Origin of the sequence: Micrococcus luteus, from assembly GCF_014138885.1 — a bacterium.
Taxonomy (GTDB): domain Bacteria; phylum Actinomycetota; class Actinomycetes; order Actinomycetales; family Micrococcaceae; genus Micrococcus; species Micrococcus luteus.
In genome coordinates this window covers 2,023,639-2,049,752 of the sequence record NZ_JACJIK010000001.1, presented here as the reverse complement: position 1 = coordinate 2,049,752, position 26,114 = coordinate 2,023,639, and the positions used below count along the sequence as shown (strand labels likewise).

General features: G+C 73.9%; 25 protein-coding genes. 11 read left to right on the top strand and 14 right to left on the bottom strand.

The genetic code is table 11. The features are described from left to right. Positions 1 to 16 precede the first annotated feature (16 nt). Complete coding sequence (locus tag HDA34_RS09475) at positions 17 to 703, bottom strand: hypothetical protein (protein WP_044658909.1); 687 nt, start codon at positions 701 to 703, stop codon at positions 17 to 19. Positions 704 to 813: 110 nt separating this feature from the next. Between HDA34_RS09475 and HDA34_RS09470 the strand changes: the two genes are divergently transcribed. Beyond that, positions 814 to 1,674: a phosphatase PAP2 family protein gene (locus HDA34_RS09470; RefSeq protein ID WP_044658908.1), complete on the top strand. Its 861-nt coding sequence runs from the start codon at positions 814 to 816 to the stop codon at positions 1,672 to 1,674. Between the two features lie 130 nt (positions 1,675 to 1,804). On the opposite strand, the gene HDA34_RS09465 is transcribed toward HDA34_RS09470, so the two are convergent. The 3 genes from HDA34_RS09465 to HDA34_RS09455 are packed head-to-tail and all read right to left on the bottom strand — an operon-like array spanning position 1,805 to position 5,528. Next, on the bottom strand, positions 1,805 to 3,277 hold the full coding sequence (locus tag HDA34_RS09465; protein WP_134377262.1) for a dihydrolipoamide acetyltransferase family protein: 1,473 nt from the start codon (positions 3,275 to 3,277) through the stop codon (positions 1,805 to 1,807). Then, positions 3,274 to 4,323, bottom strand: a complete 1,050-nt coding sequence (locus HDA34_RS09460; protein WP_060775670.1) for an alpha-ketoacid dehydrogenase subunit beta — start codon at positions 4,321 to 4,323, stop codon at positions 3,274 to 3,276. Before HDA34_RS09460 ends, HDA34_RS09465 begins: the two co-directional genes overlap by 4 nt. Before the next feature lie 2 nt (positions 4,324 to 4,325). Beyond that, positions 4,326 to 5,528, bottom strand: coding sequence for a thiamine pyrophosphate-dependent enzyme (locus HDA34_RS09455; protein WP_036382945.1), 1,203 nt, complete (start codon positions 5,526 to 5,528; stop codon positions 4,326 to 4,328). Between the two features lie 187 nt (positions 5,529 to 5,715). Between HDA34_RS09455 and HDA34_RS09450 the strand changes: the two genes are divergently transcribed. Next, positions 5,716 to 6,198, top strand: a complete 483-nt coding sequence (locus tag HDA34_RS09450) for an Lrp/AsnC family transcriptional regulator (RefSeq protein WP_134377261.1) — start codon at positions 5,716 to 5,718, stop codon at positions 6,196 to 6,198. A gap of 21 nt (positions 6,199 to 6,219) precedes the next feature. Here the strand turns inward: HDA34_RS09450 and HDA34_RS09445 are convergent, their stop codons facing one another. Continuing rightward, complete coding sequence (locus HDA34_RS09445; RefSeq protein WP_052007026.1) at positions 6,220 to 7,518, bottom strand: MFS transporter; 1,299 nt, start codon at positions 7,516 to 7,518, stop codon at positions 6,220 to 6,222. Between the two features lie 65 nt (positions 7,519 to 7,583). On the opposite strand from HDA34_RS09445, the gene HDA34_RS09440 reads away from it, so the two are divergent. The 7 genes from HDA34_RS09440 to HDA34_RS09410 all read left to right on the top strand — a co-directional run bounded on the left by HDA34_RS09440 (position 7,584) and on the right by HDA34_RS09410 (position 17,531). Further along, a complete protein-coding gene (locus HDA34_RS09440) occupies positions 7,584 to 9,074 on the top strand; it encodes an NCS2 family permease (RefSeq protein WP_134377260.1) in 1,491 nt (496 codons plus the stop codon). A 102-nt stretch (positions 9,075 to 9,176) separates the two neighbouring features. Further along, complete coding sequence (locus HDA34_RS09435; protein ID WP_101967442.1) at positions 9,177 to 11,423, top strand: S9 family peptidase; 2,247 nt, start codon at positions 9,177 to 9,179, stop codon at positions 11,421 to 11,423. 255 nt (positions 11,424 to 11,678) lie between these two features. Next, entirely contained in the window at positions 11,679 to 12,299 is a 621-nt protein-coding gene (locus tag HDA34_RS09430) for a hypothetical protein (protein WP_134377259.1), read from the top strand. A 409-nt stretch (positions 12,300 to 12,708) separates the two neighbouring features. Next, on the top strand, positions 12,709 to 13,686 hold the full coding sequence (locus tag HDA34_RS09425; RefSeq protein ID WP_049159047.1) for a 1,4-dihydroxy-2-naphthoyl-CoA synthase: 978 nt from the start codon (positions 12,709 to 12,711) through the stop codon (positions 13,684 to 13,686). Between the two features lie 31 nt (positions 13,687 to 13,717). Further along, positions 13,718 to 15,283: an aspartate:alanine exchanger family transporter gene (locus tag HDA34_RS09420; protein ID WP_060973683.1), complete on the top strand. Its 1,566-nt coding sequence runs from the start codon at positions 13,718 to 13,720 to the stop codon at positions 15,281 to 15,283. A 66-nt stretch (positions 15,284 to 15,349) separates the two neighbouring features. Next, complete coding sequence (locus HDA34_RS09415) at positions 15,350 to 16,531, top strand: AMP-binding protein (protein WP_020627261.1); 1,182 nt, start codon at positions 15,350 to 15,352, stop codon at positions 16,529 to 16,531. A 127-nt stretch (positions 16,532 to 16,658) separates the two neighbouring features. After that, positions 16,659 to 17,531: a 1,4-dihydroxy-2-naphthoate polyprenyltransferase gene (locus HDA34_RS09410; protein ID WP_020627262.1), complete on the top strand. Its 873-nt coding sequence runs from the start codon at positions 16,659 to 16,661 to the stop codon at positions 17,529 to 17,531. Positions 17,532 to 17,591: 60 nt separating this feature from the next. On the opposite strand, the gene HDA34_RS09405 is transcribed toward HDA34_RS09410, so the two are convergent. Then, a complete protein-coding gene (locus tag HDA34_RS09405; protein ID WP_010080315.1) occupies positions 17,592 to 17,867 on the bottom strand; it encodes a DUF4229 domain-containing protein in 276 nt (91 codons plus the stop codon). Between the two features lie 65 nt (positions 17,868 to 17,932). Here HDA34_RS09405 and HDA34_RS09400 point away from each other — a divergent pair, with 65 nt between their 5' ends. After that, positions 17,933 to 18,337, top strand: coding sequence for a PLDc N-terminal domain-containing protein (locus HDA34_RS09400; protein ID WP_020627263.1), 405 nt, complete (start codon positions 17,933 to 17,935; stop codon positions 18,335 to 18,337). 15 nt (positions 18,338 to 18,352) lie between these two features. Here HDA34_RS09400 and ccsB read toward each other — a convergent pair whose 3' ends face one another. From ccsB to HDA34_RS09375, 5 genes are all read right to left on the bottom strand, one after another. Further along, entirely contained in the window at positions 18,353 to 19,453 is a 1,101-nt protein-coding gene (gene ccsB / locus HDA34_RS09395; protein ID WP_060973988.1) for a c-type cytochrome biogenesis protein CcsB, read from the bottom strand. Positions 19,454 to 19,455: 2 nt separating this feature from the next. After that, on the bottom strand, positions 19,456 to 21,153 hold the full coding sequence (gene resB, locus HDA34_RS09390) for a cytochrome c biogenesis protein ResB (protein WP_134377258.1): 1,698 nt from the start codon (positions 21,151 to 21,153) through the stop codon (positions 19,456 to 19,458). Then, a complete protein-coding gene (locus HDA34_RS09385; protein WP_036334702.1) occupies positions 21,150 to 21,905 on the bottom strand; it encodes a cytochrome c biogenesis CcdA family protein in 756 nt (251 codons plus the stop codon). Before HDA34_RS09385 ends, resB begins: the two co-directional genes overlap by 4 nt. Before the next feature lie 16 nt (positions 21,906 to 21,921). Continuing rightward, positions 21,922 to 22,533 (bottom strand): TlpA family protein disulfide reductase, encoded by a 612-nt coding sequence (locus tag HDA34_RS09380; protein WP_060973677.1) that lies wholly within the window; start codon positions 22,531 to 22,533, stop codon positions 21,922 to 21,924. A gap of 153 nt (positions 22,534 to 22,686) precedes the next feature. Continuing rightward, positions 22,687 to 23,361 (bottom strand): histidine phosphatase family protein, encoded by a 675-nt coding sequence (locus HDA34_RS09375; RefSeq protein WP_002856340.1) that lies wholly within the window; start codon positions 23,359 to 23,361, stop codon positions 22,687 to 22,689. Positions 23,362 to 23,486: 125 nt separating this feature from the next. Between HDA34_RS09375 and HDA34_RS09370 the strand changes: the two genes are divergently transcribed. Continuing rightward, positions 23,487 to 24,227: a Bax inhibitor 1 family protein gene (locus tag HDA34_RS09370; protein WP_134377257.1), complete on the top strand. Its 741-nt coding sequence runs from the start codon at positions 23,487 to 23,489 to the stop codon at positions 24,225 to 24,227. Between the two features lie 6 nt (positions 24,228 to 24,233). Here the strand turns inward: HDA34_RS09370 and HDA34_RS09365 are convergent, their stop codons facing one another. The 3 genes from HDA34_RS09365 to HDA34_RS09355 form a co-directional block, all read right to left on the bottom strand. Continuing rightward, entirely contained in the window at positions 24,234 to 24,503 is a 270-nt protein-coding gene (locus HDA34_RS09365; protein ID WP_060775647.1) for a glutaredoxin family protein, read from the bottom strand. Positions 24,504 to 24,598: 95 nt separating this feature from the next. After that, positions 24,599 to 24,697, bottom strand: coding sequence for a 30S ribosomal protein bS22 (locus tag HDA34_RS09360; protein ID WP_005504750.1), 99 nt, complete (start codon positions 24,695 to 24,697; stop codon positions 24,599 to 24,601). Between the two features lie 163 nt (positions 24,698 to 24,860). Further along, entirely contained in the window at positions 24,861 to 26,114 is a 1,254-nt protein-coding gene (locus tag HDA34_RS09355) for an acetoin utilization protein AcuC (RefSeq protein ID WP_073116734.1), read from the bottom strand.

Here is a 26,114-nt window from a genome sequence, read left to right as displayed (position 1 = left end):
GTGTCGGCGCCGACGCTCAGACGGCGCGGAGGTAGCCGAGGGCACGGGCCAGGTCCACGGCGCGGTCGTGGGCGCCGAGCGCCCCCTCCAGGCCGGCGACGACGGCGGCCGTCACCTCCTCGGTGAGGTGCCAGTCGGCGGTGAACGGGTCGTCGAAGCGCGCCCACGCCGTGCCCACGGCCGCGAGCGCGCGGGTCATCTCCGTGAGGTCCCCGAAGACCGGTCGCGGCTCGTCCAGGCGGTCCTCCCAGCCCTCGTCTCCCGGGGCCATGAGCACCTGGCCGGTGGAGGCCGCGTGGATGAACGGGTCGGCGCCCTGCTTGGCCACCACCGTCCAGTCCTCGTTCCAGTCCACCAGCAGCGCACCGGTGCGGTGGTTCCACCGGTAGCCGGCCTGCTCGTCCCACAGGCGGTCCAGTGGGAAGAACATCACGGGCAGGCCGAGGGTGTCGATCTCCAGCCACTCCGGCCCCACGTAGCGGTAGAAGTCGGCCAGGTCCGGGGCGAGGGGCTCCTCGGCGGCCCACTCGATGGGCTCCTGCCGGCTCAGCCGGCCGAACGGGGCCAGGGCGTCCCGGGCGGCCAGCAGGTCCTCGGCCGAGAGACGGGGCCGGGCGCCCGGCTCGGCACCCGGGCCGGGGGCCGAGCCGGTGGAGTCGCGGAGGGCCGGGCGATGTCCGTGGGCGGGGGGCACGCGGGTCATGGCCCCAGGCTAGGCAGGCGGCTCAGAGGCGCGGAGGACGGGGCGGCGACGGGGGCGTGACCGTCCGATGAAGCCTGCATGACGGCTGCGCGTCCGACACAATGGAACCCATGCCCCCCACCGCCCGCGCCCCCCGCCGCCTCCCCTCGTGGACGTGGTGGCTGGCGCTGGCCGCGTGCGTGGCCGGCGTCGTGCTGGTCTACGCCGCCCTGGTGTGGTCCTCCGCCGGCCAGGTGCTCGAGTACCAGGTGTTCCGCGCCGTCGAGGAGCGCTACGGGGACACCGTGCCGGACGTGGCCTCCCAGGTGGTGCGGATCCTGCCGCTCGGACTGGCGGTCGGCATGGCGCTGGCCTCGCTCGGCGCGCTCGCCGTGGCCCGGTGGCGGCGGCGGGGGCTGCTCGCCCTCCTCGTGCTGGCCGGGTCCAACCTCACCACGCAGCTGCTCAAGGCGGCGCTTCCGCGGCCCGAGCACGCCGACGGGGTCCCGTGGTCCGGCGGCAACTCACTGCCCTCGGGCCACATGACGCTCGCGACGGGCGCCGCGGTGGCCGCGCTGCTGCTCGTGCCCGCCCGGTGGCGACCGCTCACCACCGTCCTCGGCGCCGTGGTCAGCGCCTGCACCGGCGCCGTCGCCTACACGGAGGCCTGGCACCGGCCGTCGGACATGGCCGCCGCAGCGCTCGTGTCCGCCGCCTGGGGGCTGCTCGCCGTGCCGTTCGTCCGGTACGACGGCGCACCCCGGCCCGCACCGCGCGGCGCCCGCGGCGTGGAGGCCACGCTCTGGTCCCTGGGCGTCGCGGGCCTGGCGGTCGGGCTGACGCTGCTGGCCCTCACCCTCGACACCCCCGCGACCAGCGGCGCCGGCCCCCACCCGGCGGCCGAGCCGGCCGGGATCCTGCTCAGCGCCTCCCCCGCGGTCCTGCTGTGGGGTGCGCTCGGCACGGCCTTCCGCCGCAGCCGCGCCGACTGACCGCCCCTCCCCGCACGCTCGCCGCACCCCCACCAGACGACGAGCCCTGCGATGTGGCGGCCATCCGCGAGGAATGGCCGCCACATCGCAGGGCTCGTCAGGGGCCGGGGGCGGGCCGGGATCGTCCGGATCAGATCCGGGCGAGGGCCGCCGTCGGATCGTGGAGGCAGTCCGCCACGAACGTGAGGAACGCGCTCGCGGTGGCGCCGTCGGTGACGCGGTGGTCGAAGGTCACGGTCATCTCGGTGACCTTGCGGACCACGATCTCCCCGTCCACGACCCACGGGCGGTCGATGATCCGGCCGATGCCGAGCATCCCGACCTCGGGCACGTTGATGATCGGCGTGGCGCCGTCCGTGCCCAGCGGGCCGTAGTTGTTCAGCGTGAACGTGCCGCGGGTGAGCTCGGCCGGGGCGGCCCTGCCCGCGCGGGCACGGCTGACGGTGTCGTTGATCGCGGCGGTGAGCTCGTCCGCGGACAGCTTCTCCGCGTGCTCGACGGAGGGCACCATGAGGCCGCGGTCGGTCTGCACGGCCAGGCCGAGGTGGACGCCGTCGACCTCCACGATCTCGTCCTTGCCGTCCGCCCCGGCCTCGATGCGCGCGTTCATCACCGGGTACCGGCGCAGGCCGGCCAGGGTGAAGCGGGCGATCAGGCCGAGCAGCGAGGGCGCGTTCTCCGGGTCCTTCGCCTTGAGCGCGACCCGCAGCTCGAGCAGGGCGGTGACGTCCACGTCCAGCCACGCCGTGACCTCCGGGACCTCGCGGCGCGAGCGGGAGAGCTGGTCCGCGATCACCTTGCGCACCCCCGAGATCGGGGTGCGGGCGACGACGGCCAGGCCGGTCCGCCCGTCCACGGCGCCCGCCTGCGCGGCGGCCGCGGCCGACGGGGCCGGGGTCGGGGCGGTCTGCGGGGTGGAGCCCTCGGCCGCGGCGAGCACGTCGGCGCGGGTGATCAGGCCGTCCGGGCCCGTGCCGGTCAGCGCGGCCACGTCCACGCCCTTCTCGCGGGCGAGCTTGCGGACGATCGGGGAGGTCACGCGCGGGGCGCCGGCCTCGGCCGTGGGGGCCGGTGTCGGGCGGGCGGCGCCGCGGCCGCGCTTGGACGGACGGCTGCGGGAGGTGGCCCTGTGGCCGGAGGTGCCGTAGCCGATGAGCACGGCGCCGGAGGCCTCGTCGTCGGAGCCGGCGACGTCGCCGTCGCCGCCGCGGGCCTTGTCCGGCTTCGGCTGGACCCCGGCCATCTCCTCCTCGCGGTAGCTCAGCGCGCCGGGGCGGGCGGCCTCGGCCGCGGCCGCACCGGTCGAAGGCGGGACGGCCTGGGCATCGGTGCCGGCGACGGGCGCGGAGCCCTCACCGGACTCGCCGGCCTCGCCGACGGTGATCAGCGGGCTGCCGACGTCCATCGTCTCGCCCTCGGCGCCGTGCAGGGTCAGCACGGTGCCGGCGTACGGGCTCGGCACCTCGACGAGGGCCTTGGCGGTCTCGACCTCGACCATGGGCTGGTCGACGGCCACGGTGTCGCCCTCGGCGACGAGCCAGCGGACGATGTCGGCCTCGGTCAGGCCTTCGCCCAGGTCGGGCAGCAGGAAGGTGTTGCTCATGCGCGGGCCTCCTCGGCGTCCAGGTCCCAGTTCAGATCGTCGATCGCGTCCAGGATGCGGTCGATGTTCGGCAGGTGGTGCTCCTCGAGCTTCGGCGCGGGGAACGGGATGTCGAAGCCGGTCACGCGGCCCACGGGCGCCGCCAGCGAGTGGAAGCAGCGCTGCTGGATCCGGGCCACCAGCTCGGAGGCCACGGACGCGAAGCCCTGCGGCTCGGCGACGACGACGGCGCGGCCGGTCTTGGCGACCGAGGCGGTCATCGTGTCCTCGTCCAGCGGGTTCACGGTGCGCAGGTCCACGACCTCCACCGAGAGCCCCTCCTCCGCGGCCGCGTGGGCGGCGGCGAGGCAGGTGGGCACGGAGGGGCCGTAGGAGACGAGGGTGACGTCCGTGCCCTCGCGGACGACGGCGGCGCGCGCCCAGGCCTCGCCGTGCTCCTTCTTGTCCTCGACGCGGGCCCAGCCCTCCTCGAACTCGGCGCGCAGCTGGTCGAGGTCGAGCTCGGCCTTGGTCCAGTACATCTTCTTGGGCTCCATGAAGACCACCGGGTCGTCCAGGCGGATGGCCGAGCGCAGCATCATGTACGCGTCCTTCACCGAGGCCGGGGTGTACACCTTCAGGCCCGGGGTGTGCGCGTAGTAGGACTCGGAGGAGTCGCAGTGGTGCTCCACGCCGCCGATGCCGCCGCCGTAGGGGATGCGGAGGGTGATCGGCATGGGCGTGGCGCCCTTGGTGCGGTTGCGCATCTTGGCCACGTGCGAGGCGATCTGCTCGAAGGCCGGGTACGCGAACGCGTCGAACTGCATCTCGATCACGGGGCGGGCGCCGCCGAGGGCCATGCCCACGGCCATGCCCGCGATGCCGGACTCGGCCAGCGGGGTGTCGAAGCAGCGCTCCTCGCCGAAGCGCGCGGTCAGCCCGTCCGTGATGCGGAAGACGCCGCCGAGGGTGCCGACGTCCTCGCCGAACACCACCACCATGTCGTCGGCGGCCATCTCGTCGGCCAGCGCCGCGTTGAGCGCGGCGGCGAAGGTCAGGGTCGCCATGCTCAGGCCTCCTGGTTCTCGGAACGGGACAGCTCCTCGGCCAGCTGCGCGCGCTGGGCGGCGAGCTGCGGGGTCTGCACGGAGTAGACGTGGTCGAACAGCTCGAGCGGATCGAGCTCCGTCTCGGCGTTCATGGCGTCGCGCAGCTGCTGCGCGACGTCCTCCGCGTCGCGGGCGATCTGGGCCGAGACCTCCTCGGTGAGGGCGCCGGTGGACTCGAGGTAGGCGGTCATGCGGCGCAGCGGGTCGCGCGCCTCCCACTCCTTCACCTCGGCGTCGTCGCGGTAGCGCGAGGGGTCGTCCGTGTTGGTGTGCGCCTGCATGCGGTAGGTGTCCGCCTCCACGAGGAAGGGGCCCTGTCCCTGCCGGCACAGCTCCACGGCGCGGCCCAGCACGGCCAGCAGGGCGCCGAGGTCGTTGCCGTCCACGCGCTCGCCGGCCAGGCCGTAGCCCACGGCCTTGTGGGCCAGGGACGGGGCGGCCGACTGCTTGGCGAACGGCACGGAGATGGCGAACTTGTTGTTCTGCACGAAGAAGATCACCGGCAGCTTGAACACGGCCGCGAAGTTCAGCGCCTCGTGGAAGTCGCCCTCGGAGGTGCCGCCGTCGCCGACCATGGCCAGGCACACGACCTCCTCGCCGCGCAGGCGGGCGGCCTTGGCCATCCCGACGGCGTGCAGCATCTGGGTGGTCAGGGGCGTGGACTGGATGGAGACGTGGTGCTTCTGGGGGTCGTAGCCCTGATGCCAGGTGCCCTGGTAGGCCACCATCACCTCGAGCGGCGGGACGCCGCGGGCGATCACGGCCACGGTGTCGCGGTAGGTCGGGAACAGCCAGTCGTGCTCGCCCAGGCAGACGGCGGCGGCGACCTCGGAGGCCTCCTGGCCGTGCGAGGACGGATAGACGGCCATGCGGCCCTGGCGCACCAGGGCGTAGGCCTGGTCGTTGACGCGGCGGCCGATGACGAGGTGGCGGTAGGCGGCCAGCAGCTCCTCGTCGGAGGGCAGGGGATACTCGTGGCCGGGCTCGGTGCCCTGCTCCTCCGGGGCCAGCAGCGTGCCGTCCTCGCCGATCAGCTGGATGCGGCGGGCGGCGGGGAGCAGGTACTCCTCGAGGGAGATGCCGAAGGCGGCGCCGGCGTTCGGGCGGGTCTCGGCCTCGTCGGTCCGGGCGGCCCCGGGCACGGCGGGGGTGGGGTCACTCATGGCGGGTCCTCTCGATCTGTGGCCTTCAGTGTGCCCAAGAGGGTCAATGTGTCGCTCGCCCGCCCGGGATCACGAGACAATCGAATGCAAACCAGGCACTCCATCAGACGAACTGCTATGGTGACTCGTGCCACGTAGACGGTCCGCCGCCGCGTGGCCGACCCGTCCGCCCGCCCCAGGAGGAGCCATGGCCGCCGAGCCGCTGGACCGCGTGGACCGCGTGGACCGCGCGATCGTCCGCGAACTGACGCAGGACGGGCGGATGTCCGTCGCGGCCCTGGCCGAGCGCGTGCACATCTCCCGCGCGCACTGCTACTCGCGCCTGAACCGCCTGCAGGACGCGGGCGTGATCACAGGCTTCACCGTGCGGGTCGACCCCGTCAAGGTCGGCTTCGGGGCCTCCGCCCACGTGACCATGAAGCTGCGTCAGCACGACTGGCGAGAGCTGCGCGCCACGCTCCTGGCCATCCCCGAGGTCTCCCACGTCTCCCTCGTGGGCGGGAACATGGACGTGATCCTGCTGGTCCGCGCGCGGGACACCGCCGACCTGCGCCGTGTGATCTTCGACGAACTGCAGACCCTGCCGAGCGTCGTCGACACGCAGACGTACATGGTCTTCGACGACCAGGCCTCCGGGCAGACCATCCCCCCGGACGAGACCGCCGACTGAGCCGACGGTCCGGCGCCCCGGTCAGCGGGGGCGCACGACGACGGGCGGCGGGTCCGCCACGGCCCCCGGCCCGCGCGGCAGCACCGCGGCGAACACGACCGCTCCGACACCGCAGACGACCGCGAGGGAGCCGACGCCGACGGCCAGCCCGGCCGCGGCGGTCGCCCCGGAGAGCAGCAGCGGCCCGGCCAGCATCCCCGCGTCGGACATCGAGCGCCACAGGCCGAGGAACGGGGCGCGCGCGTTCGGCGGCGAGTGGTCCGCCCCGAGGGTCATCACGATCCCCGCGCCGAAGCCGTTGCCGATGCCCAGCAGCACCGCCGCCGCCGCGAACGCCGTCGGCTCCCGGGTGAGGCTGATCGCCAGGAACCCCGCCCCCAGCAGGGTCAGGCACGGCACCGCCACAGCGCGCCGGCCGAAGCGGTCCATGAGCCGACCCGAGGGGTAGAAGAGCAGCAGGTCCGCCGCGCCGGCCAGGCCGAAGACGAGCGACGCCGTCGCCGCGTCCAGGCCCAGGTGCGTGGCCCACAGCGGGATGACGGCGTTGCGCGCCGCGCGGGCGGCGGAGACGGCCACGACACCGAAGCCGGCCGTGAGCAACGCCCCGCGCCGGGCGCGCGCCACGTCCAGCAGCCGGGGTCGACCGGCCGGGCCGGGCTCCTCCCCCGCCGCCGGATCGGACGCCGGCACCGGCAGATCCCGGATCCGCAGGCACAGCAGGGCGCCGACGGCCATGGCCGCGGCGGCCGCGGCGAACGCGCCGTCCAGCCCGAGCGGGGCCTGCGCGGCGGCACCCAGGAACGGGCCCAGGAACGTCCCGATCCGCACGGTCCCGCCGAGCGTGGACATCGCGCGGGCCCGGTGCGTGGCCGGCACCGCCACCGCCAGGTACGCCTGGCGGGCCAGGTTGAACCCGGCCCCGGCCATGCCCACGGCGAGCACCGCGGCCAGGAACAGCGCCAACCGCCCCGGTTCGGCCACCCCCGCCGCCGACGGCCCGGAGGACACCCCGGCCGTCGTCGCCCAGGCCAGACCCGCGCCGACCGTGCCGAGCCCGGCGGAGACGACCATGGTGACCCGCTCCCCCGCCCGGGCCGCGAGCGCCGAGGCCGGCCCGTTGGCCACGAGCGAGCCGAGCCCCACCAGCAGCACGACGGCAGCCGCCCGCGCCGCGTCCAGGCCGAGGGCCAGCGCCGCCACCGCGAGCGCGGGTGTCATGGCGCCCAGGCCGACGGCGTAGACGGTGGAGGGGGCGTAGATCTGCACGGCGTCGCGCAGCGCCTCCCGGGTGCGGGCGGCGGAGGCGGAGCGGGGACGCATGCCCGCGAGCGTAGCGGGACGGCACGCGCGCGATCGTCGTGGGACCGGGTCACTACGCTGGTGCCATGGCCTCCCGCACCGCCTCTCCACCGCCCTCGCCCGCCCCGTCGCCCGCCGCTCCCCGCGGCGCCCTGGACCGGTATTTCCGCATCACCGAGCGCGGCTCGTCGGTGGGCCAGGAGTTCCGCGGCGGCCTCGCCACGTTCCTGGCGATGAGCTACATCGTGGTGCTGAACCCGCTGATCCTGTCCGGGCCCGACTCGGCCGGGAACACCCTGGGCATCCCCGCCGTGGCCGCCGTGACTGCGCTCGTGGCGGGCGTCATGACCATCGTCATGGGCGTGTGGGCGCGGCACCCGTTCGCGGTGGCCGCGGGCCTGGGCGTCTCCGCGTTCGTCTCCATCACCATCGCCACGACGCCGGGACTCACCTGGCCCCAGCTGATGGGCCTCGTCACCCTCGCCGGTCTCGTGATGCTGGTGCTCGTGGTGACCGGCTTCCGCCGCGCCGTGTTCGACGCGGTCCCGGAGGCGCTGAAGTCCGGCATCGTGGTGGGCATCGGCCTGTTCATCGCACTGATCGGCCTCGTCAACGCCGGGTTCGTGCGGCGGCTGCCGGACGCCGCCGACACCACGGTCCCGGTGGGCCTGGGCACGGGCGGCGAGCTCGAGGGCTGGCCCGTGCTGGTCTTCGTCGTCGGGCTGCTGCTGACCGCGGTCCTCGTGATCCGCAAGGTGCGCGGCGCCATCCTGATCGGCATCGTCGCGGCGACGATCCTCGCCAACGTGCTGGAGGCCGTGTTCCACATCGGCCCCTCCGTGGACGCCGACGGGAACGCCGTGCCCACCGGCTGGTCCCTGATCGCCCCCTCCCTGCCCGAGTGGACCGCCCCGGACCTGCACCTGCTCGGCAGCGTGGACCTGTTCGGCGCCTTCACCTCCGTGGGCGGGCTGATGGCCTCCCTGCTCGTGTTCGCGATCCTGCTCTCCGTGTTCTTCGACGCGATGGGCGTCTCCGTGGGCCTGGCCCGCGAGGCCGGCACCGTGAACCCGGACGGCTCCATCCCCGACCTGAACCGGGTGCTCGCCGCGGACGCGCTCGCGGTCGCCGTGGGCGGCGGCGCCTCCGGCTCGGCCCACCAGATCTTCGTGGAGTCCGGCACCGGCATCGGCGAGGGCGCCCGGACCGGCCTGGCCTCCGTGTTCACCGGCCTGTTCTTCCTCGCGGCCGTGTTCCTCTCCCCGCTCATCCACCTGGTGCCGTTCGAGGCCGTGGCCCCCGCGCTCGTGGTGGTCGGGTTCATGATGTGCCAGCACGTGGTGCAGATCGACTGGTCCGACCCGGGCGCGGCCTTCCCGGCGTTCCTCACGTTCATCCTCATGCCGTTCACCTACTCGATCGTCAACGGCATCGGCGCCGGCGTGGTGGCCTACGCGGTGATCCGCACGGGCCAGGGCCGCGGCCGCGAGGTGCACCCGCTGCTGTGGTTCGTGGCGCTCGCGTTCGTCGCGTACTTCGGGCTCGGCGTGGTCCGGGCGGCGCTCGGCCTGAACTGACCCGCCACCCCCGACGGCGGCGCACCGGGCCGGTGCGCCGCCGTCGTCGTGTGCGGCGCGGGGTGTCGGCCCCGCCCCGCGCGGCGTGATGGGATGGGCCGCATGCCCCAGACCACTACGCACGCCCCCGTCCCGCCGTCCGTTGCCGCCGAGCCCGTGACCCGCCGCCACCACGGCCACACGTTCCAGGACGACTTCGAGTGGCTGCGCGGCAAGGCGGAGCCCCGCGTGCTCGAGCACCTGGCCGCCGAGAACGCGTACACCGAGGCCGTGACCGCGGACCAGGCGCCGCTGCGCGAGGCGATCGTCGGCGAGATCAAGGCCCGCACGGTGGAGACGGACCGCTCCGTGCCCGCCCGCCGGGACGGCTGGTGGTACTTCGTGCGCACCCGCGAGGGCGCCGAGTACCCGATCCACTGCCGCGTGCCCGCACGCGACACCGGCGACCTCGAGGCCGACTGGACCCCGCCCGTCATCACCCCGGACGCCGCCCTGCCGGGCGAGCAGGTGATCCTGGACGGCAACGCCGAGGCCGAGGGCCACCCGTTCTTCGCGCTCGGCGGCCTGCACATCAGCCCGGACGCCACCCGGGTGGCCTACGCCGTGGACCACACCGGCGACGAGCGCTTCACCCTGCGCGTGCGCGAGATCGCCACGGGCGAGGACCTGCCGGACGCGGTCGAGAACGTGGCCCACGGCGTCCGCTTCGACCGCTCGGGCACCCGCGTGTTCTACACCGTCTGGGACGACTCGTGGCGGCCGTACCAGGTCAGGGCCCACGTGCTCGGCACCGACCCGGCCGAGGACGTGCTCCTGCACGAGGAGGCCGACCCGGGCATGTGGACCGGCTTCGAGGGCGTGGCCGACCGCACCCAGCTGCTGATCGGCGTCGGCAACTCGGAGGTCTCCGAGACCCTCGTGGTCGACCTGCCGGAGGACCCCGCCGCGCCCCTGCCGGCCCCGCGCGTGCTGATCCCCCGCGCGTGGCGGATGCTCGCCGACGTCGAGCCCGTCACGGACGCCGACGGCGTCCGCCGGCTGCTCGTGGTCCACGACCGCGCCCTGGACGACGACGGCGCCCCCGTCGCCGCGCCCAACGGGATGCTCTCGGTGGTCGCCGAGGCGGACGTCGCCGACCGCGGCGCCTGGCGCACGGTCGTCCCGCACCGCGAGGACGTGAAGGTCGACGGCGTCATGGTCACCCTGACCCACGCCGCCCTGGCCGTGCGCCGGGAGACGACCCCGCGCGTCGTCGTCGCCGAGCTGGACGCGGTGCTGGCCGGGCGGGCCGCGCACTGGCGCGAGCCCGCGTTCGACGAGGAGCTCTACGCGTGCCATCTGTCCGCGACGGCGGCCGAGTCCCCGTTCCTGCGGCTGGCCTACACGTCCTGGATCACGCCCGCGCGCGTGCTGGACGTCTCGGCGGCGACCGGCGAGGTGCACCTGCGCCGCGAGACCGAGGTGCCCGGCTACGACCCGGCCGACTACGTGGCCGAGCGCGTGTGGGCGCCGGCGTCCGAGCCGTCGTCGGTGACCGGGGAGGACGTGCGGATCCCCGTCACCGTGATCCGGCGCCGCGACGTGGCCGCGGACGGGACGGCCCCGTGCGTGGTGTACGGCTACGGCTCCTACGAGATGTCCATGGACCCCGTGCTGGGTGTGGCCCGGCTGTCCCTGCTGGACCGGGGCGTGGTGTTCGCGGTCGCGCACGTGCGCGGCGGCGGCGAACTGGGCCGGCGCTGGTACGAGGACGGCAAGAAGCTGGCCAAGCGGCATTCCTTCACGGACTTCGTGGACGCCACCCGGCACCTCGTGGACCTCGGCTGGGCGGACCCGGCGCGCGTGGCCTGCATGGGCGGCTCGGCCGGCGGCCTGCTCATGGGCGCGGTGCTGAACCTCGCGCCGGAGCTGTACCGGGCGTGCCTGGCGGTGGTGCCGTTCGTGGACGCGCTCACCACCATCCTCGACCCGGAGCTGCCGCTGTCCGCGCTCGAGTGGGAGGAGTGGGGCAACCCGATCGAGGACGCGGCCGTGTACGAGGCCATTCGTGCCTACACCCCGTATGAGAACGTGCGGGCGGTGGACTACCCGGCCATCGCCGCGGTGACCTCACTGAACGACACCCGCGTGCACTACGTCGAGCCGGCGAAGTGGGTGGCCCAGCTGCGGCGGACGGTGACGAGCGACCAGACCACGCCCCTGGCCGAGGGCGGCGCCCCGATCCTGCTGCGCACCGAGATGGACGGCGGCCACGGCGGCGCGTCCGGCCGGTACCAGGGCTGGGAGGACACCGCGTGGGAGTACGCGTTCCTGCTGACGGCACTGGGGGCCACGGAGCGGGTGGACTGACCGGCCCGCCCGGCGATCCGGCCCCTCTCTCCGGGGAGCTGCAACCCTCACCGATTATCGAGGATGCCAGCGATACCCCTATGCTTTGAAGCACCGTGAATCGAACGCTGCGCTGACGCTGGGCAACCTGCCCGCCGGGCGGCTCCCCTACCATCGGAGAAACCCATGTCCTTCACGGACCCTCAGTCACCCGCCTCGCCCCCTTCCCTGTCCCGCCGTACCGTGGCCCACGGACTGGCCTGGACTGTTCCGGCCGTGGCAGCCGCCGCCGCAGCCCCGGCTTTCGCCGTCTCATGCGCGAACCCGGCCGCGTTCACGGGCAGGTTCACCCAGGCCAACGTTTATGGGACGCCCCCGTCCACCTACACGTGGTCAGCCGCAGGCCGCACTCCCATCACCCTGTCCCTGAACACCGTCGCCGACAGCGGCAAGTCTCTGACGCCCAACAACCTCACCTCGGCCGGCGGCATCAACCAGGGCTACAACGGACTCGGAGACCTGAGGGCGGACGGTCTGCTGCTCCAGCAGTCCGGCTCTGGCGGGCAGAGACTCACGATCACGTTCAGCCGCCCCGTGACCAACCTCCAGTTCACGATTGCCGACGTCGACTGGCTGGACAAGGGGTACCGTGACGCCATCGTGCTCGACCCCGAACCCACCAGCGTGACCAACGGCCCCCCCCTGCAGGGCAACGGGACGACCGGATCGCCCGTGAGGGCCGTGTCAGCCGGTGAGGTCAGGTCCGACACCGAGGCGAACCGGTCCGTGGTCACCTACGCCGGCCCGATCAACTCCTTCACTCTGTACTTCGCGTCCACCGATGGAACGACGGCCCAGCAGATCTTCCTCACCGGCCTGACCTTTTTTGCCTGCTGAGGTCGTCCGATTCAGGGAGGAGACCCCAGCCGCCCTCGCGCCTCTGGTACACAAGCTGGCCGATTGCCTGTTGCCACACGAGCACTTGGCCGGCTTCGCGCACCCGGGCGCTTAGTCAATTTCCCCTCGAGCCCCGATTCTATTTGGGAACTGGGAATTTCCCAGAACACTTTCATTCGGGAAACGGGTGCTTTAAAGGGCAGGTTGAAGTGGTGGATGCGACAGGATTTGATGGAATAATCTGGAAAAGCATGCTGCGTTTCTCTCCTGAGTTCGCCCAGACGTTTTGAGCGAGGAGCCCACGGCGGCGCCCGCCCGCGTCCGGGCACCGTCGCCGGCCCCCGTCCCCCACGGTGACACACATCACCTCGAGCGGTGGGGGTCCGGGGGGACACCTAGACTCGATGCCATGACCCCGCACAGCCCCGAGCACCCGGACCGCGACCGGCTTCCGGACAAGGTCTCCGACATCTTCGACCCCACGCGCTGGCGCGTGGTCGAGGGCTTCGACTTCGAGGACCTGACCTACCACCGCCAGGTGGAGCGCGACGCCGACGGCCGCTGGGTGCGCGACCTGCCCACGGTGCGCATCGCCTTCGACCGCCCCGAGGTCCGCAACGCGTTCCGCCCCGGCACCGTGGACGAGCTCTACCGCGCCCTCGACCACGCCCGCATGACCCCGGACGTCGGCACGGTGCTGCTCACCGGCAACGGCCCCTCCCCCAAGGACGGCGGCCACGCGTTCTGCTCCGGCGGGGACCAGCGCATCCGCGGCCGCGACGGCTACCGCTACGCCGAGGGGGAGACGGCCGAGACCATCGACCCGGCCCGCGCTGGACGCCTCCACATCCTCGAGGTCCAGCGCCTGATGCGCACCTCGCCCAAGGCGATCATCGCCGTCGTGAACGGCTGGGCGGCAGGCGGCGGCCACTCGCTCCACGTGGTCGCGGACCTGACCCTGGCCTCCCGCGAGCACGGGAAGTTCAAGCAGACGGACGCCACCGTGGGCTCCTTCGACGCCGGCTACGGCTCGGCCCTGCTCGCCCGGCAGGTGGGCCAGAAGCGCGCCCGGGAGATCTTCTTCACGGCGCGCGAGTACTCGGCCGAGGAGATGGTGGCCATGGGCGCGGTGAACGAGGCCGTGGACCACGAGCGCCTCGAGGAGGTCGCCCTCGAGTACGCCGCGGACATCAACCGTCAGTCCCCGCAGGCCCTGCGCATGCTCAAGTTCGCGTTCAACCTTCCCGACGACGGCATGGCCGGCCAGCAGGTCTTCGCCGGCGAGGCCACGCGCATGGCCTACATGACGGACGAGGCCGTGGAGGGCCGGGACGCGTTCCTGCAGAAGCGCGACCCGGACTGGTCCGCCTTCCCGTACCACTTCTGACCGACCACCACGGCAGGACGGAGACCCGCCCATGCTCGCACTGCTCAACGACCAGCCCATCCTCGTCCTCATGGCCACGGTCGCCCTGGGCGCCGCCGTCGGCACCATCCCCCTGGGCAAGATCCGCCTCGGCGCTTCGGGAGCACTGTTCGTGGGCCTGCTCGTCGGGGCGGTGCTGCCCGACGTCGGCGACCGGCTGGCCCTGTTCCAGAGCTTCGGCCTGGCCCTGTTCGCCTACCTGATCGGGCTCGGCGCCGGCAAGGTGTTCTTCCGGGACCTGCGCCGCAACCTGCCCCTGATGCTGGCCGCCGTCGTCGTGGTGATCCTCACCGCCTTCACGGTGCACCCCCTGGCCGCGCTGCTGCACATGGACCTGCCGACGGCGATCGGCGTGTGGACGGGCTCGCTCACCGCGACGCCGGCGATGGCGCTGGCGAACCAGCTCACCGGCGGGCAGGCCCCGGCCGTGGGCTACGGGCTGTCCTACCTGGTGGGCGTGGTCGGCACCATCATCGCGATCACCCTGCTCGCCGCCCGCCCGTGGAACAGCTCCCCGCGCGATCCGGCGCCGGTGACCGACGGCAAGCTGCGCTTCACCGCCGCGGCCGCCACCTCCGCCCTCGCCGTGCGGGAGATCCCCGGGATCTCCGACGGGCTGGTGCGCGTGGTGGCGCTGCGCCACGGCGGCGTGGCCCGGATCGCCGGCTCCGCCGACCGGATCGAACCCGGGGACGAGGTCGTCCTGGACGGCACGGAGAAGAACATCGACGCGGCCGTGCAGGCCTTCGGCCGCCGCACCGACGCCGACCCGGCGCAGGTGATGAACCCGCTGCAGACCTCCATGGTCATCGTCACGGCCCGCCCCCTGGCCGATCGCCGCCTGGGCACGCTGTCCCTGCGCGAGCGCTTCGGCACCGACGTCGCCCGGCTGCGGCGCGACGACGTCGAGTCGCTGGCCACCCCGCAGACCGAGCTCAAGGTCGGCGACCGGGTGCTCATCGTGACCACCGCGCCGCGGATGGAGGCGGTGCGCGACTTCTTCGGCAACTCGACCCGGGGGCTCTCGAACCTGGACTGGATCTCCCTGGGCACGGGCATGGCGCTGGGCTACCTGCTGGGCATGGTGACGATCCCGCTTCCGGGCGGGGCCTCCTTCTCCCTCGGCCCGGCGGCCGGGTGCATCCTCGTCGGCCTCGCCCTCGGTGCGATCGGCCGAACGGGACCCACGGTGTGGGAGCCGTCCACGGAGATCGCGCTGACGCTGCGGCAGTTCGGCCTCATGCTCTTCCTGGGCGTGGTGGGCCTGGCCGCCGGCCCGGCGTTCATCGAGACGGTGTTCACCCGGGTCGGCGGGCTGGCCATCCTGATGTCCGCCGTGCTCACCGCGCTGACCGCCGCCCTGCTCATCGCCGCGGCACGGCTGCTGGGGCAGTCCGTGGATCGCACGTTCGGGGCGCTGGCGGGCATCACGGGCCAGCCGGCGATCCTGGACTACGCGCTCTCCCGGTCCACCGACGCCCGCGTGACCGAGGGGTACGCCCAGCTGTTCGCGCTGATCATGGTGGTCAAGATCGCCACCGTGCCGTTCCTGCTCTGACCGGCCGGGCGGATCAGGCCCACCGGGCGGGTCCGTCCGACCGCCGGGCCTCCTACACTCGGGGCCATGCCCGCCACCGCCGACGCCCTCGCCCGCGCCACGGACGCCCTCGCCGCGGCCTTCGACGGCGGCGCCCCCGTCGAGCTGACCGCCGACGGCGCCGCGCGCCCCCGGCCCGAGGCCCGCGACCCGCGCCGCTGCGGGGACCCGGACGCCGTCGCCGTGGTGCGCACCTCCGGGTCCACGGGCACGCCGAAGCAGATCGTCCTGACCGGCACGGCCCTGCGCGCCTCGGCCGCGGCCACGGCCCGGCGGCTCGGCGGCGAGGGGGCGTGGCTGCTGGCCCTCGGCGTGCACTACGTGGCCGGGCTCGCCGTGCTCTCCCGCTCGATCGCGGCCGGGACCGCACCCGTGGCCCTGCCACCGGGCCCCTTCACCCCCGCGGCGTTCGCCACCGGGGCGGCCGCCCTGCCCGACGACGCCGGCCCCCGACTCGTCTCGCTCGTCCCCACCCAGCTCGCCCGCCTCCTCGCGGCCGACGCCGACCCGGCCGGACGGGCGGCCCTGCGCTCCTTCGACCGCGTGCTCGTGGGCGGCGCCCGGCTCGATCCCGCGCTGCGGGCCGCGGCCGAGGCGGCGGGGGTGCGTCTCACCGCCACCTACGGCATGGCCGAGACGTGCGGCGGCTGCGTCTACGACGGCGTGCCGCTGCCCGGCGTCGCCGTCGCGGTGGCCCCGGACGACCCCGACGCCCCGCCGCACGTGCGCCTGGCCGGGCCCATGGTGGCGGCCGGCTACCTCGACGACCCCGCCCGCACCGCCGCCCACTTCGTCCCCGCCGCGGACGGCGCCCGCGCCTTCCTGACCGAGGACACGGGCATGCTCTCCCCCACCGACGACGGCGGCGTGCGGCTGGCCGTGACCGGCCGCCTGGACGACGTCGTCATCACGGGCGGGGTGAAGGTGTCCGCGGCGGCGGTGACCGCGGTGCTCGAGGCGCACCCGGGCGTCGCGGCGGCCCACGTGGCCGGCGTGCCGGATCCCGAGTGGGGCGCCCGGCTGTGCGCCGCCGTCGTGCCCGCCCACCCGGCCGCGGCCCCCGACGAGGCCGTCCTGCGCGCCCACGTGCGCGAGGCGCTGGGTGCGGCCGCGGTGCCCAAGACGTGGCTCGCCCTCGACGCCCTGCCGTTGCTCTCCACCGGCAAGACCGACCGGCAGGCCCTGGCCGCCCGGTTCACCGCCGGCTGAGCGTCACCCCGCCCGCGTGGGAGAATGACCCGGGCCCGGCCGACGTCGGGCCCCGGCCGCGCTCCGCCGTCGACCCGGCCCGCCGCGCGCCGATCCCCACCCCGCTCCCCAGGAGGAACCCCCGCCCATGGCCGCCACGCTCTCCCAGTGGGTCGCCGCCGCGCGCCTACGCACGCTGCCCATGGCGATCGCCCCCGTGATCGTCGGTTCGGCCGCCGCCGCGGAGCTCGGCTCCTTCCACCTCGGCGCGGCGCTGCTGGCCCTCGTGGTGTCGCTCGCCCTGCAGATCGGCGTGAACTACGCCAACGACTACTCGGACGGGATCCGCGGCACCGACGACGACCGCGTCGGCCCCTTCCGGCTCACCGTCTCCGGGCTCGTGCCCGCGGCCCAGGTGAAGCAGGCGGCCTTCGCGTTCTTCGGCCTCGCCGGGCTGGCCGGCCTGGGGCTCATCCTGCTCTCGGGGCACTGGTGGTTCCTGCTGGTCGGCGTCGCCTGCGTGCTGGCCGCGTGGTTCTACACCGGCGGGAAGCGGCCGTACGGGTACCTCGGCCTCGGTGAGGTGTTCGTGTTCGTGTTCTTCGGGCTCGTGGCCGTCCTCGGCACCACGTACACCCAGGCCGACACCGTGAGCGGCCTGGCCTGGGCCGGCGCGATCGGCTGCGGGCTGATCTCCACGGCCCTGCTCATGGTCAACAACATCCGGGACATCCCCACGGACCGCGAGGTCGGGAAGATGACGCTGGCCGCCCGCCTGGGCGACGGGCCGGCGCGGGCGTCCTACGGCGTCATGCTGGCCGTCGCCCTGCTGCTGCCGCTGTTCTGGGTGGCGGCGCACCCGGGGCTGCTGCTCGTGCCGATCGGCGGCCTGCTCGCGATCCGGCCGATCCGCACGGTGCTGCGCGCCGACGACCGCCGGGCGCTGATCCCGGTGCTGCGCGCGACCGGCGTGATCGGGATCGTCTACGCGATCACGTTCACCCTCGGCGCGCTGCTCTGAGCCGCACGGGATGACGGCGGCGTCGGCGGCGGCGGCATCCGCCCCGTCGCCCCGCGGGGCTCACTCGCGGAACCGGCCCTCGGTGTAGGCGTCCTCGGCGTCCGCATCGGCGGTCTCGGTGCGGCCCCGGCGGCCCGGGCGGCCCTCCCACGCGGCGGACAGGTCCTCGGTGGCCCCCGTGCGCAGGCGACCGAGGAAGAGGTAGCTGACCGCGAACGTCAGGATCGTGGCCGCGATCACCCCGAAGATCATCCCGAGGTCCATCACGTAGTAGAACAGCGCCCACAGGGCGACGAAGACGACCACGCGGACCAGACCGTAGAAGAAGATGCGCACCGGTCCATCCTACGAGGACGGACGGCCCGTCCGCCGACCCCACAGCCCGCGCCTAGACTGGCGGGATGGGCCGCTTCATCATCCCCGCCGCGATCATCCTCGCCGGACTGACCCTCTACGCGCTGTTCGAGGCGCTGCTGACCCCCGCCCGCGAGGTGCGCAGCCTGCCGAAGACGGCGTGGGTGGCGGTCATCGTGCTCGTGCCGCTCGTGGGGCCGCTGCTGTGGCTGCTGCTCGGGCGCGCCCGCCCGGCCGGCGCGGGCGGACGGGCCGCACCCCGGCCCTCCGGAGCCCCGGACGACGACGAGGCGTTCCTGCGCAGCCTGCGCGTGCAGCGCCGCCAGGACGCCCGTGAGCAGGACCTGGACCGCCGCGAGGCCGAGCTGCGCGCCCGCGAGGAGGAGCTGCGCCGTCGTCGGGAGCAGGGCGACGACGACGCCGACCCGGAGGGCGACGGGCCGCGCGCCTGAGGGGCCCCGCCGGACTCAGCCGGGCAGACCCGCGTACGAGTGCAGGCCCGGGAAGTACGTGTTGACGATCGTGTAGTTGAACACGATGCACAGGAAGCCCACGATGCTCAGCCAGGCCGCGCGGGCACCGGTCCAGCCGCGGGTGGCCCGGGCGTGCAGGTACGCCGCGTAGACCACCCAGATCACGAAGGACCAGACCTCCTTGGTGTCCCAGTTCCAGTAGCGGCCCCACGCGGCCTCGGCCCAGATGGCGCCGGCGATCACGGTGAACGTCCACATCACGAAGGCGATCGCGTTGAGGCGGTAGGACCAGTTCTCGAGCCCCTGCGCGGCCGGCACGAGGCGCAGGAACGCCCACGAGCGCTCGCCCGCCGCAGCGCGCTTCTCCGCGCGGTCCTGCAGCAGCTGCAGCACGGACATCGCGGCGGTCAGCGCGAACAGCGAGCTGGCAAGCACGGCGATGGATACGTGGATGACGAGCCACGGCGTCTGCAGCGGCGGCTGGAGGTGGCCCACCGGCGTCGGGAAGCCCATGGTGGCCGCGCACATCATCGCCACGACGATGCCGGTGACGAACGTGCCCACGAAGCGCAGATCCTTGCGCAAGAGGAACAGCAGGTAGACGGTCGTGATCACGAGCGCGCCCGTGGTCATGAACTCGTACAGGTTGCCCCACGGCACGCGGGAGGCGGCGAGGCCGCGGGCGACGACGGCGAACGCGTGCAGCGCCCAGCCGACGGCCAGCACGGCCACCGCCACGTTGGCGACCGGGCGGCGGCCGCCGCCCGTGTAGTCCATGTCCTCGTCCACGAGGGCGCCGTCCGCGTCGACGCCGCGCTCGGCGGCGCCGGTCGGACGGGCCGCGTCGGAGGCGCTCGCGCCGACCGCCGTGGACCCGCCGACGGCGACCCCCACGGTCTCGCGGGCCGGAGCGGTGCGCACCTGCCCGCGCTGGGCCGCGAGGTCGGCCTCGAGGCGGCGGATGGTGGCCGAGGCGGTGGCCATGTCGATGGTGAACAGGATGAACGCCGCCGCGTACACGAGCGCGGCGATGAGCATGAAGAGGTCGCTGTACAGCGCCAGCTGCTCGTTCACGGGGGCCGTGGGGTTGAACACTGTCAGTCTCCTGATCGGGCGTCGGCGGGGCCGGCGGGGGTCTCGGGGGCGGTGGGGGTGGACTGGGGGGCGGCACCGGCCGCGGCGTCGTCGGCCGTCTCGGTGGCGGCGACGATGGGCCACCACTTCTCCATGGCGGCGCGCAGGGCCACGTGCTCCTCGTGGAGACCGAACTCCTCGCCGCGGGCGAGCAGCGCGTACTCCACGCGGGTGCGGCCGTCGTCGTCGGTGCGGGCACGCACCCACACGCGGCGACGGCGGACGAACAGACTGATCGCCAGGCCGAGCAGGGCGGTGCCGGCGAACACGCCGACGCCCCACTTGCCCGGGTCGTAGTGGATGTCCAGGCCGACGTAGCGGCGGACGCCGTCGAAGCTGATGGAGCCCTTGCCCTCGGGCAGCTCATACGTCTGGCCCGGGCTGAGCACGATGCCGCCGTTCTCGTTGGTGCGGCTGTTGAGCTCGGTGAGGGATGCGGTGTCCAGCACGTACACGTTCTGCGGGCGGCCGGTGTCCAGGCCGAGGTCCCCGTAGTACGAGTTCAGCTGCAGCTCCGGGTTGAGCAGCTCGGGGTCGGCCGAGAAGGCGGCGCCCTTCTCGTCCTCCACCGCCGTGGGCAGGAAGAAGCCGACGAAGCCCAGCTGGTCCGGCCGCGCGTCGGGGACCTTGATGGTGGCCTGCGAGCCGTAGTTCTGGTCGAACACGCGGGTGACCACGGGGCCCTGGAAGGCCACGTCCCCGGCGCCGTCGCGGATGGTCACCACGGGCGCGTAGCCGTTGCCCACGAGGTAGACGCGCACGCCGTCGATGTCCAGCGGCTGGTTGACCTTGAGGATCTGGCGCTGGAGCTCGGCCTCGCTGCCCTCGCGGACCTCCATCACGGCGGTGTAGTCCAGCGGCTGGCCGTAGTGGGTCTCGGACTCGCGGTCGAACACGGCGTCGAAGGAGTCGAGGGTGAGGGAGAACGGCTGGAGGTCGTCCGCGCTGAAGTAGGTGCCGGGGGTGAAGGAGTCGTAGGCCACGAGGTTGTTGGCGAAGCCCTCGCCCTCCACGATGATCTTCTGCCCGCCGTACTTGGTCATGCCGCCGTAGGCCATGAACACGAGCACGCCGATCAGCGAGACGTGGAACAGGATGTTGCCGATCTCGCGCAGGTATCCGCGCTCGGCGCCCACGGACGCGCCGCCGGCCTCGGGGCGGTGCTCCACGCGGTAGCGGCGCTTGCGCAGCCACGCCTGGGCTCTGGCCACGGCCTCCTCGGGGCTCGGGCCGCCCTCCTCGAGGACGACGACGCCGGAGGCCGGCAGGCGCGTCAGGTTGCGGGGGGTGCGGGCCGGGGGCTGGCGCAGGGCCTTGGCGTGCTGGATGGCGCGCGGCCACACGCAGCCCACGAGGGAGACGAACAGCAGCAGGTAGATGGCCGAGAACCAGACGGAGTTGTAGACGTCGAAGAACTGCAGGGCGTCCAGGACGGGGCCCCACACGGGGTTGTCCTCGATCCACTGGTCCACGATCTCGGGGCCGGCACGGCGCTGGGGCACGAGGGAGCCGGGCACGGCGGCGACGGCGAGCAGGAGCAGCAGCATGAGCGCGGTGCTCATGCTGGTCAGCTGGGTCCAGATCCAGCGCAGGGTGCCCGCCAGGCCGAGGCGCGGCAGGGTGACGGGCTCGGAGCGCGTCCGGGCGGCCTTGGAGCTCACAGGGGCATCTCCCATTCGTTGGCGAACCACAGCTGCAGCTGCGTGGTCCAGGCGGTCCAGACGCCGGTGACCATGAGCAGGCCCAGCGCGATCAGCAGGGCGCCGCCGAGGCGCATGATCAGCACGCGGTGCCGCGTGAAGAACCCGACCGCCCGCATGCCGCGCTCCATGCCGAGGGCCATGAGCACGAACGGCAGGCCCAGGCCGAGGCAGTAGAGGAAGGCGAGCAGGGCGCCGCGGCCCACGGAGCCGGAGCTGGCCGTGGACATGGCCAGGACGGCGGCCATGGTGGGGCCGATGCACGGCGCCCAGCCCAGGCCGAAGGTCATGCCCAGCAGGGGCGCGCCGACCAGGCCGGCGGCGGGCTTGAAGTGGACGCGGCGCTCCTGCTGAAGCCGGCCGCCGCCGCCGAGGAACACGAGGCCCATGAGCATCACGAGCACGCCGAGCACGGGGGTGACCCAGGCGCCGTCGCGCCGCAGCCAGACCATGGCCTGGGTGAACACCACGGTGATGCCCACGAACACCACGGCGAACCCGAGCACGAACAGCACGGAGCCGAGCACGAGGCGCCCGCGGCGGCGGCTGGTGAGCACGTCCCCGCCGAGGCCGGTGACGTACCCGAGGTAGCCGGGCACGAGCGGCAGCACGCACGGGGAGAGGAAGGAGATCAGGCCGGCCAGCACGGCGATCGGCGCGGCCAGCAGCAGGGAGCCGTCGAGGGCGATCTCGGCGAAGGGGTTGCTCTGCATGGACACGGCGGCCGGGTCAGGCCGCGGCCTCGTCCACCACTGTGGTGAGCAGGGCGCGCAGGGTGGACTCCTCCACGGCGCCGAGCACGCGGGCGGCCACGCGGCCCTCGACGTCCAGGACGAGGGTGGAGGGCACGGCCTGCGGGGGCACGTAGTCGGTCATGTTCAGGAGCACGTCCCCGCGGGCGTCCTCGATGGACGGGTAGGGGATCTCGAAGGTGCGCTCGAAGGCCTGCGCGGTGGTGACGGTGTCCCGGACGTTCACGCCGAGGAACCGCACCCCCTGCGGGGCGAACTGCTCGTGCAGGGCCACGAGGTGGGGGGCCTCCACGCGGCACGGGGCGCATGCGGCGTACCAGAAGTTCAGCAGGGCCGGGGCGCCGCGCAGGCTCGCGCCGGTCACGGGGGTGCCGTCGAAGAGCTCGGCGGCGAACTCCACGGGGGCGCCGCGCTCGGCGGGGGCGATCTCCAGGACGGAGCCGTCGCCGGCGATGTAGTTCTTGCCGTCCGCGTTGCCGGCCTGCTGCGTCAGCGAGTCGTCCCCCGAGCACGCCGCGAGGACGGGCGCGAGGCCGAGCAGCGAGAGGCCGGTCAGCACGGTGCGACGGGACGGACGGGGGGTCTGCATGGCGGGCTGCCTTCCAGGGGACGCGCGGGGCTGGATTCCGGGGACCTGGGGAGTCTACTGTCCGCCCCGCATTCTGACTGAACCCTGGACGTCACACCCCCACCCCGTGGGAGGCCACGGACGGCGTCGTCGACGCCGGCCGCCGTCGGGGCCTCAGGCGCCCGGCAGGGAGGAGGCGTCCTTCAGCAGGGCCTGGTTCGGCTCGCGGTACTCGACGCGCGGCACCCTGCGCCCTTCCTCGTACACGAGCGAGGTCACGGAGGTCAGCGAGCACTCACGCCGGCGCGGGTCGTGCCACAGCGGACGGCCCTCGACGGCCAGGCGCGTCACCCAGATCGGCAGCTGGTGCGAGACGAGCACGGACTCGGCGCCGGGCCCGTCGGCGGCCACGGTCTCGCCGCGGAGCCGGTCGACGACGGCCAGCATCCGGGCGGCCTGCGCGCGGTACGGCTCGCCCCAGGACGGGCGCAGGGGATTGCGCAGCCGGGGCCACAGCCGCGGGTTCCGCTTCAGCGACGCCGCCACCTGGGACATGCCCTCGAAGGCGTTCTCCGCCTCGATCAGGTCCGGCTCGGTGACCAGCGGCAGGTCGAACGCGGCCGCGATGGGCGCGGCGGTCTGCTGCGCGCGGGTCAGCGGGGAGGCGGCGACGACGGCGGGCGCCCGGCCGGTCTGCGCGGCGCGCTCCTCGAACCACGCGGCCACGCCCCGGGCCATCTCGTGGCCGAGCTCCGAGAGCCCGAACTCCGGCAGGCGGCCGTAGAGGACACGATCGGGGTTGTGGACTTCTCCGTGGCGGACCAGGTGGACGGTGGCGAGCGTCTGCATGGGGCCAGTCTGGCAGAGGCGGACCGGTGGCCCCGGCGGTAGCGTGGGGCACAGCTCGGCGCGACCGCGCCGCCACCCCCGTCCGCACCGAGACGCCGCGAGCGTCGGCGTCGCTAGGAGGCCCCATGTCCGGCACCTCGCCCACCGATCCCCACGGCAGCCAGAACCCGTACGGCACCGACCCCTACGGCGCCGCCCCGCAGGGGCCGACCCCGGGCTCCTCCGACCCGGCGGGCGCGAGCCCGTACGGCCAGGACCCCTACGGCGCACCGCCGGCGGCTCCGTACGGCGCCCCGGGCCAGGCGGGGATGCCCCAGGCCCCCTCTCCCCACGGCCCCGCCGGCTGGCAGTCTCCCGGCCCGGTCGAGCTGCCCCCGCGGCCGCGCTCCCTGACGGCCGCGTTCTGGCTGATCGCCTCGGGCGGCCTCCTGCTGCTGGCGACGACCCTGCTGGCGGCCTTCGCCATCACCCAGCCGGAGGGCCAGGCCGCGATCCAGCAGGAGCTGGACCGGTCCGTCGAACAGATGAATCTGCCCGCCGACCAGGCGGAGCAGATGCGCACCATGATGGACGGGATGCTCCCGGCCCTCGCCACGACGGCGGCCGTGTTCGGCGTGCTCGCGTTCCTCGTCTACCTGTGGGTGGCGTTCGCGATCCGCGGCGGCTCGCGCGCCGCGCGCATCGTCGGAACGGTGCTGGCGTCCCTGTCCGTGCTGGTGCTGGTCTCCAACGCCGTGATGGGGGCGTTCAGCCCGCTGGACCTCGTGTGGGTGGGCCTCGGCGTCGCCGGCATCGTGCTCGCCTACCGCCCGGACGCCACGGAGTACATGCGGCTGAAGGCCTGGCAGCGCTTCGCGCGCCGCTGAGCCCGCTCAGGCCCGCGGGGCGTCCAGGAGCCGGCCCAGACGGGCCGGGTCCACACGCCAGAAGTCGCGCTGGACGCCGTCGACGAACAGCACGGGCACCTCGTCCGCGAACCGCTCGAGCAGGGCCGGGTGCGCGGCGCCGTCGACGGCCTCCCAGGCCTCGCCCCGCGCGTCGCACACCTGCACCACCGTGGCCTCGGCCTCGGCGCACAGGTGACAGCCGGGCTTCACGAGCAGCTGGACGCGGGCGGTGGCGGCAGGCAGGTCGGCGGTCATGGCCCCACTCTACGGATCGCCGTCCACGACGAAGCCGCCGTCCCCCCGGAAGGGGACGGCGGCTTCGTCTCGTCAGCGCCCGGAGGGCGCGGGCATCACTTCTTGTTGCGACGCTGGTGACGGGTCTTGCGAAGCAGCTTGCGGTGCTTCTTCTTCGACATGCGCTTGCGGCGCTTCTTGATCACAGATCCCATGGGGACTCCTTGAATCGGGGCGAGGGTCGGCGGTCGTGGGACCGCAGGCATCCGGGGCGCCGGACACGCCGACCCGCATTCCACCGGATGTGGAACGCCTGGAAACGTTCTCGGCCACAATACCGGCCGCACGGGCCCCGGTCGAACCGGGACGGGGACCGGCTCAGTCGAACCAGGGGTCGAGCCCGTGCAGCGGGAACACCTCGCGGCGCGTGGCCATGATCGACTGGTCCACCGGGTCGGCCGGGTCGTAGCCCACCTCCCACGAGCGCCACCACACGTCCGCGTCCTCGCCCATCACGGTGGGGATCCGCTCGGCGTCGTCCCCCTCGTGCACGGACATGTCCCCGGTCAGCTCGTCCGCGGTGAGGGCCCGGACGTGCTCGATCCAGGCGGCGGGGATCTCGCTCCTCACGGGGATCGGGGTCTGCAGGACGGCGGCGGTCAGGTGGGCCCACGCGCGCGGCACCACCCGCAGCGGGTTGTAGCCGCCGCCCCCGGTGGCCAGCCACCGGCCGTGCGCGAACCGGTCGGCCCAGTCGCCGACGTCGAACGCGAGCTGGCGCTGGCCGTCCACGCTCAGCCGCAGGTCGGCGAGCGGGTCCGTGCGGTGACCGTCGCAGCCGTGCTGGCTGACCAGCACGTCCGGGGCGAACGCCTCCAGCAGGGGCGGGACCACGGCGTGGGCGGCGCGCAGGAAGCCGGCGTCGCCGGTGCGCGGGGGCAGCGCGACGTTCACCGCCGTGCCCTGGGCGGCCGAGCCGCCGATCTCGTTGGCGAAGCCCGTGCCCGGGAACAGGCTGATGCCCGTCTCGTGCAGGGAGATGGTGAGCACGCGGGGGTCGTCGTAGAAGATCGACTGCGTGCCGTCGCCGTGGTGCGCGTCCACGTCGACGTAGGCCACGCGCTCCGCGCCGAGGTCCAGCAGGCGCTGGATGGCCACGGCGCAGTCGTTGTAGATGCAGAACCCGGACGCCGAGGACCGGGCGGCGTGGTGCATGCCACCGGCGAAGTTCACGGCGCGGTCCACCTCGCCGGACCAGATCGCCTCCGCGGCGACGAGGGAGCCGCCCGCGATCCGGGCGGCGGACTCGTGCAGGTCCGGGAACACGGGACAGTCCTCGGTGCCCAGGCCGAAGCGGCCGTCCTCGGCCGACGACGTCGCCGCGGCCCGGCGCACGGCGGCGACATACTCGGGGTCGTGGACGAGGGCGAGCTGCTCGTCCGTGGCCACGGGCGGCTCCATGATCCGCACGTGGGGGGCGTCCAGCAGGCCGAACGCCTCCACGAGCCGGTGCGTGAGGTCCAGCCGCAGGGGCGCCATCGGGTGCTCCGCGCTGAACCGGTAGCGGAGCAGGCTGGAGTCCCACACCACAGCGGCGGGGGTGGGAGCGGGAGGGGTGGACGTGGTGCTCAT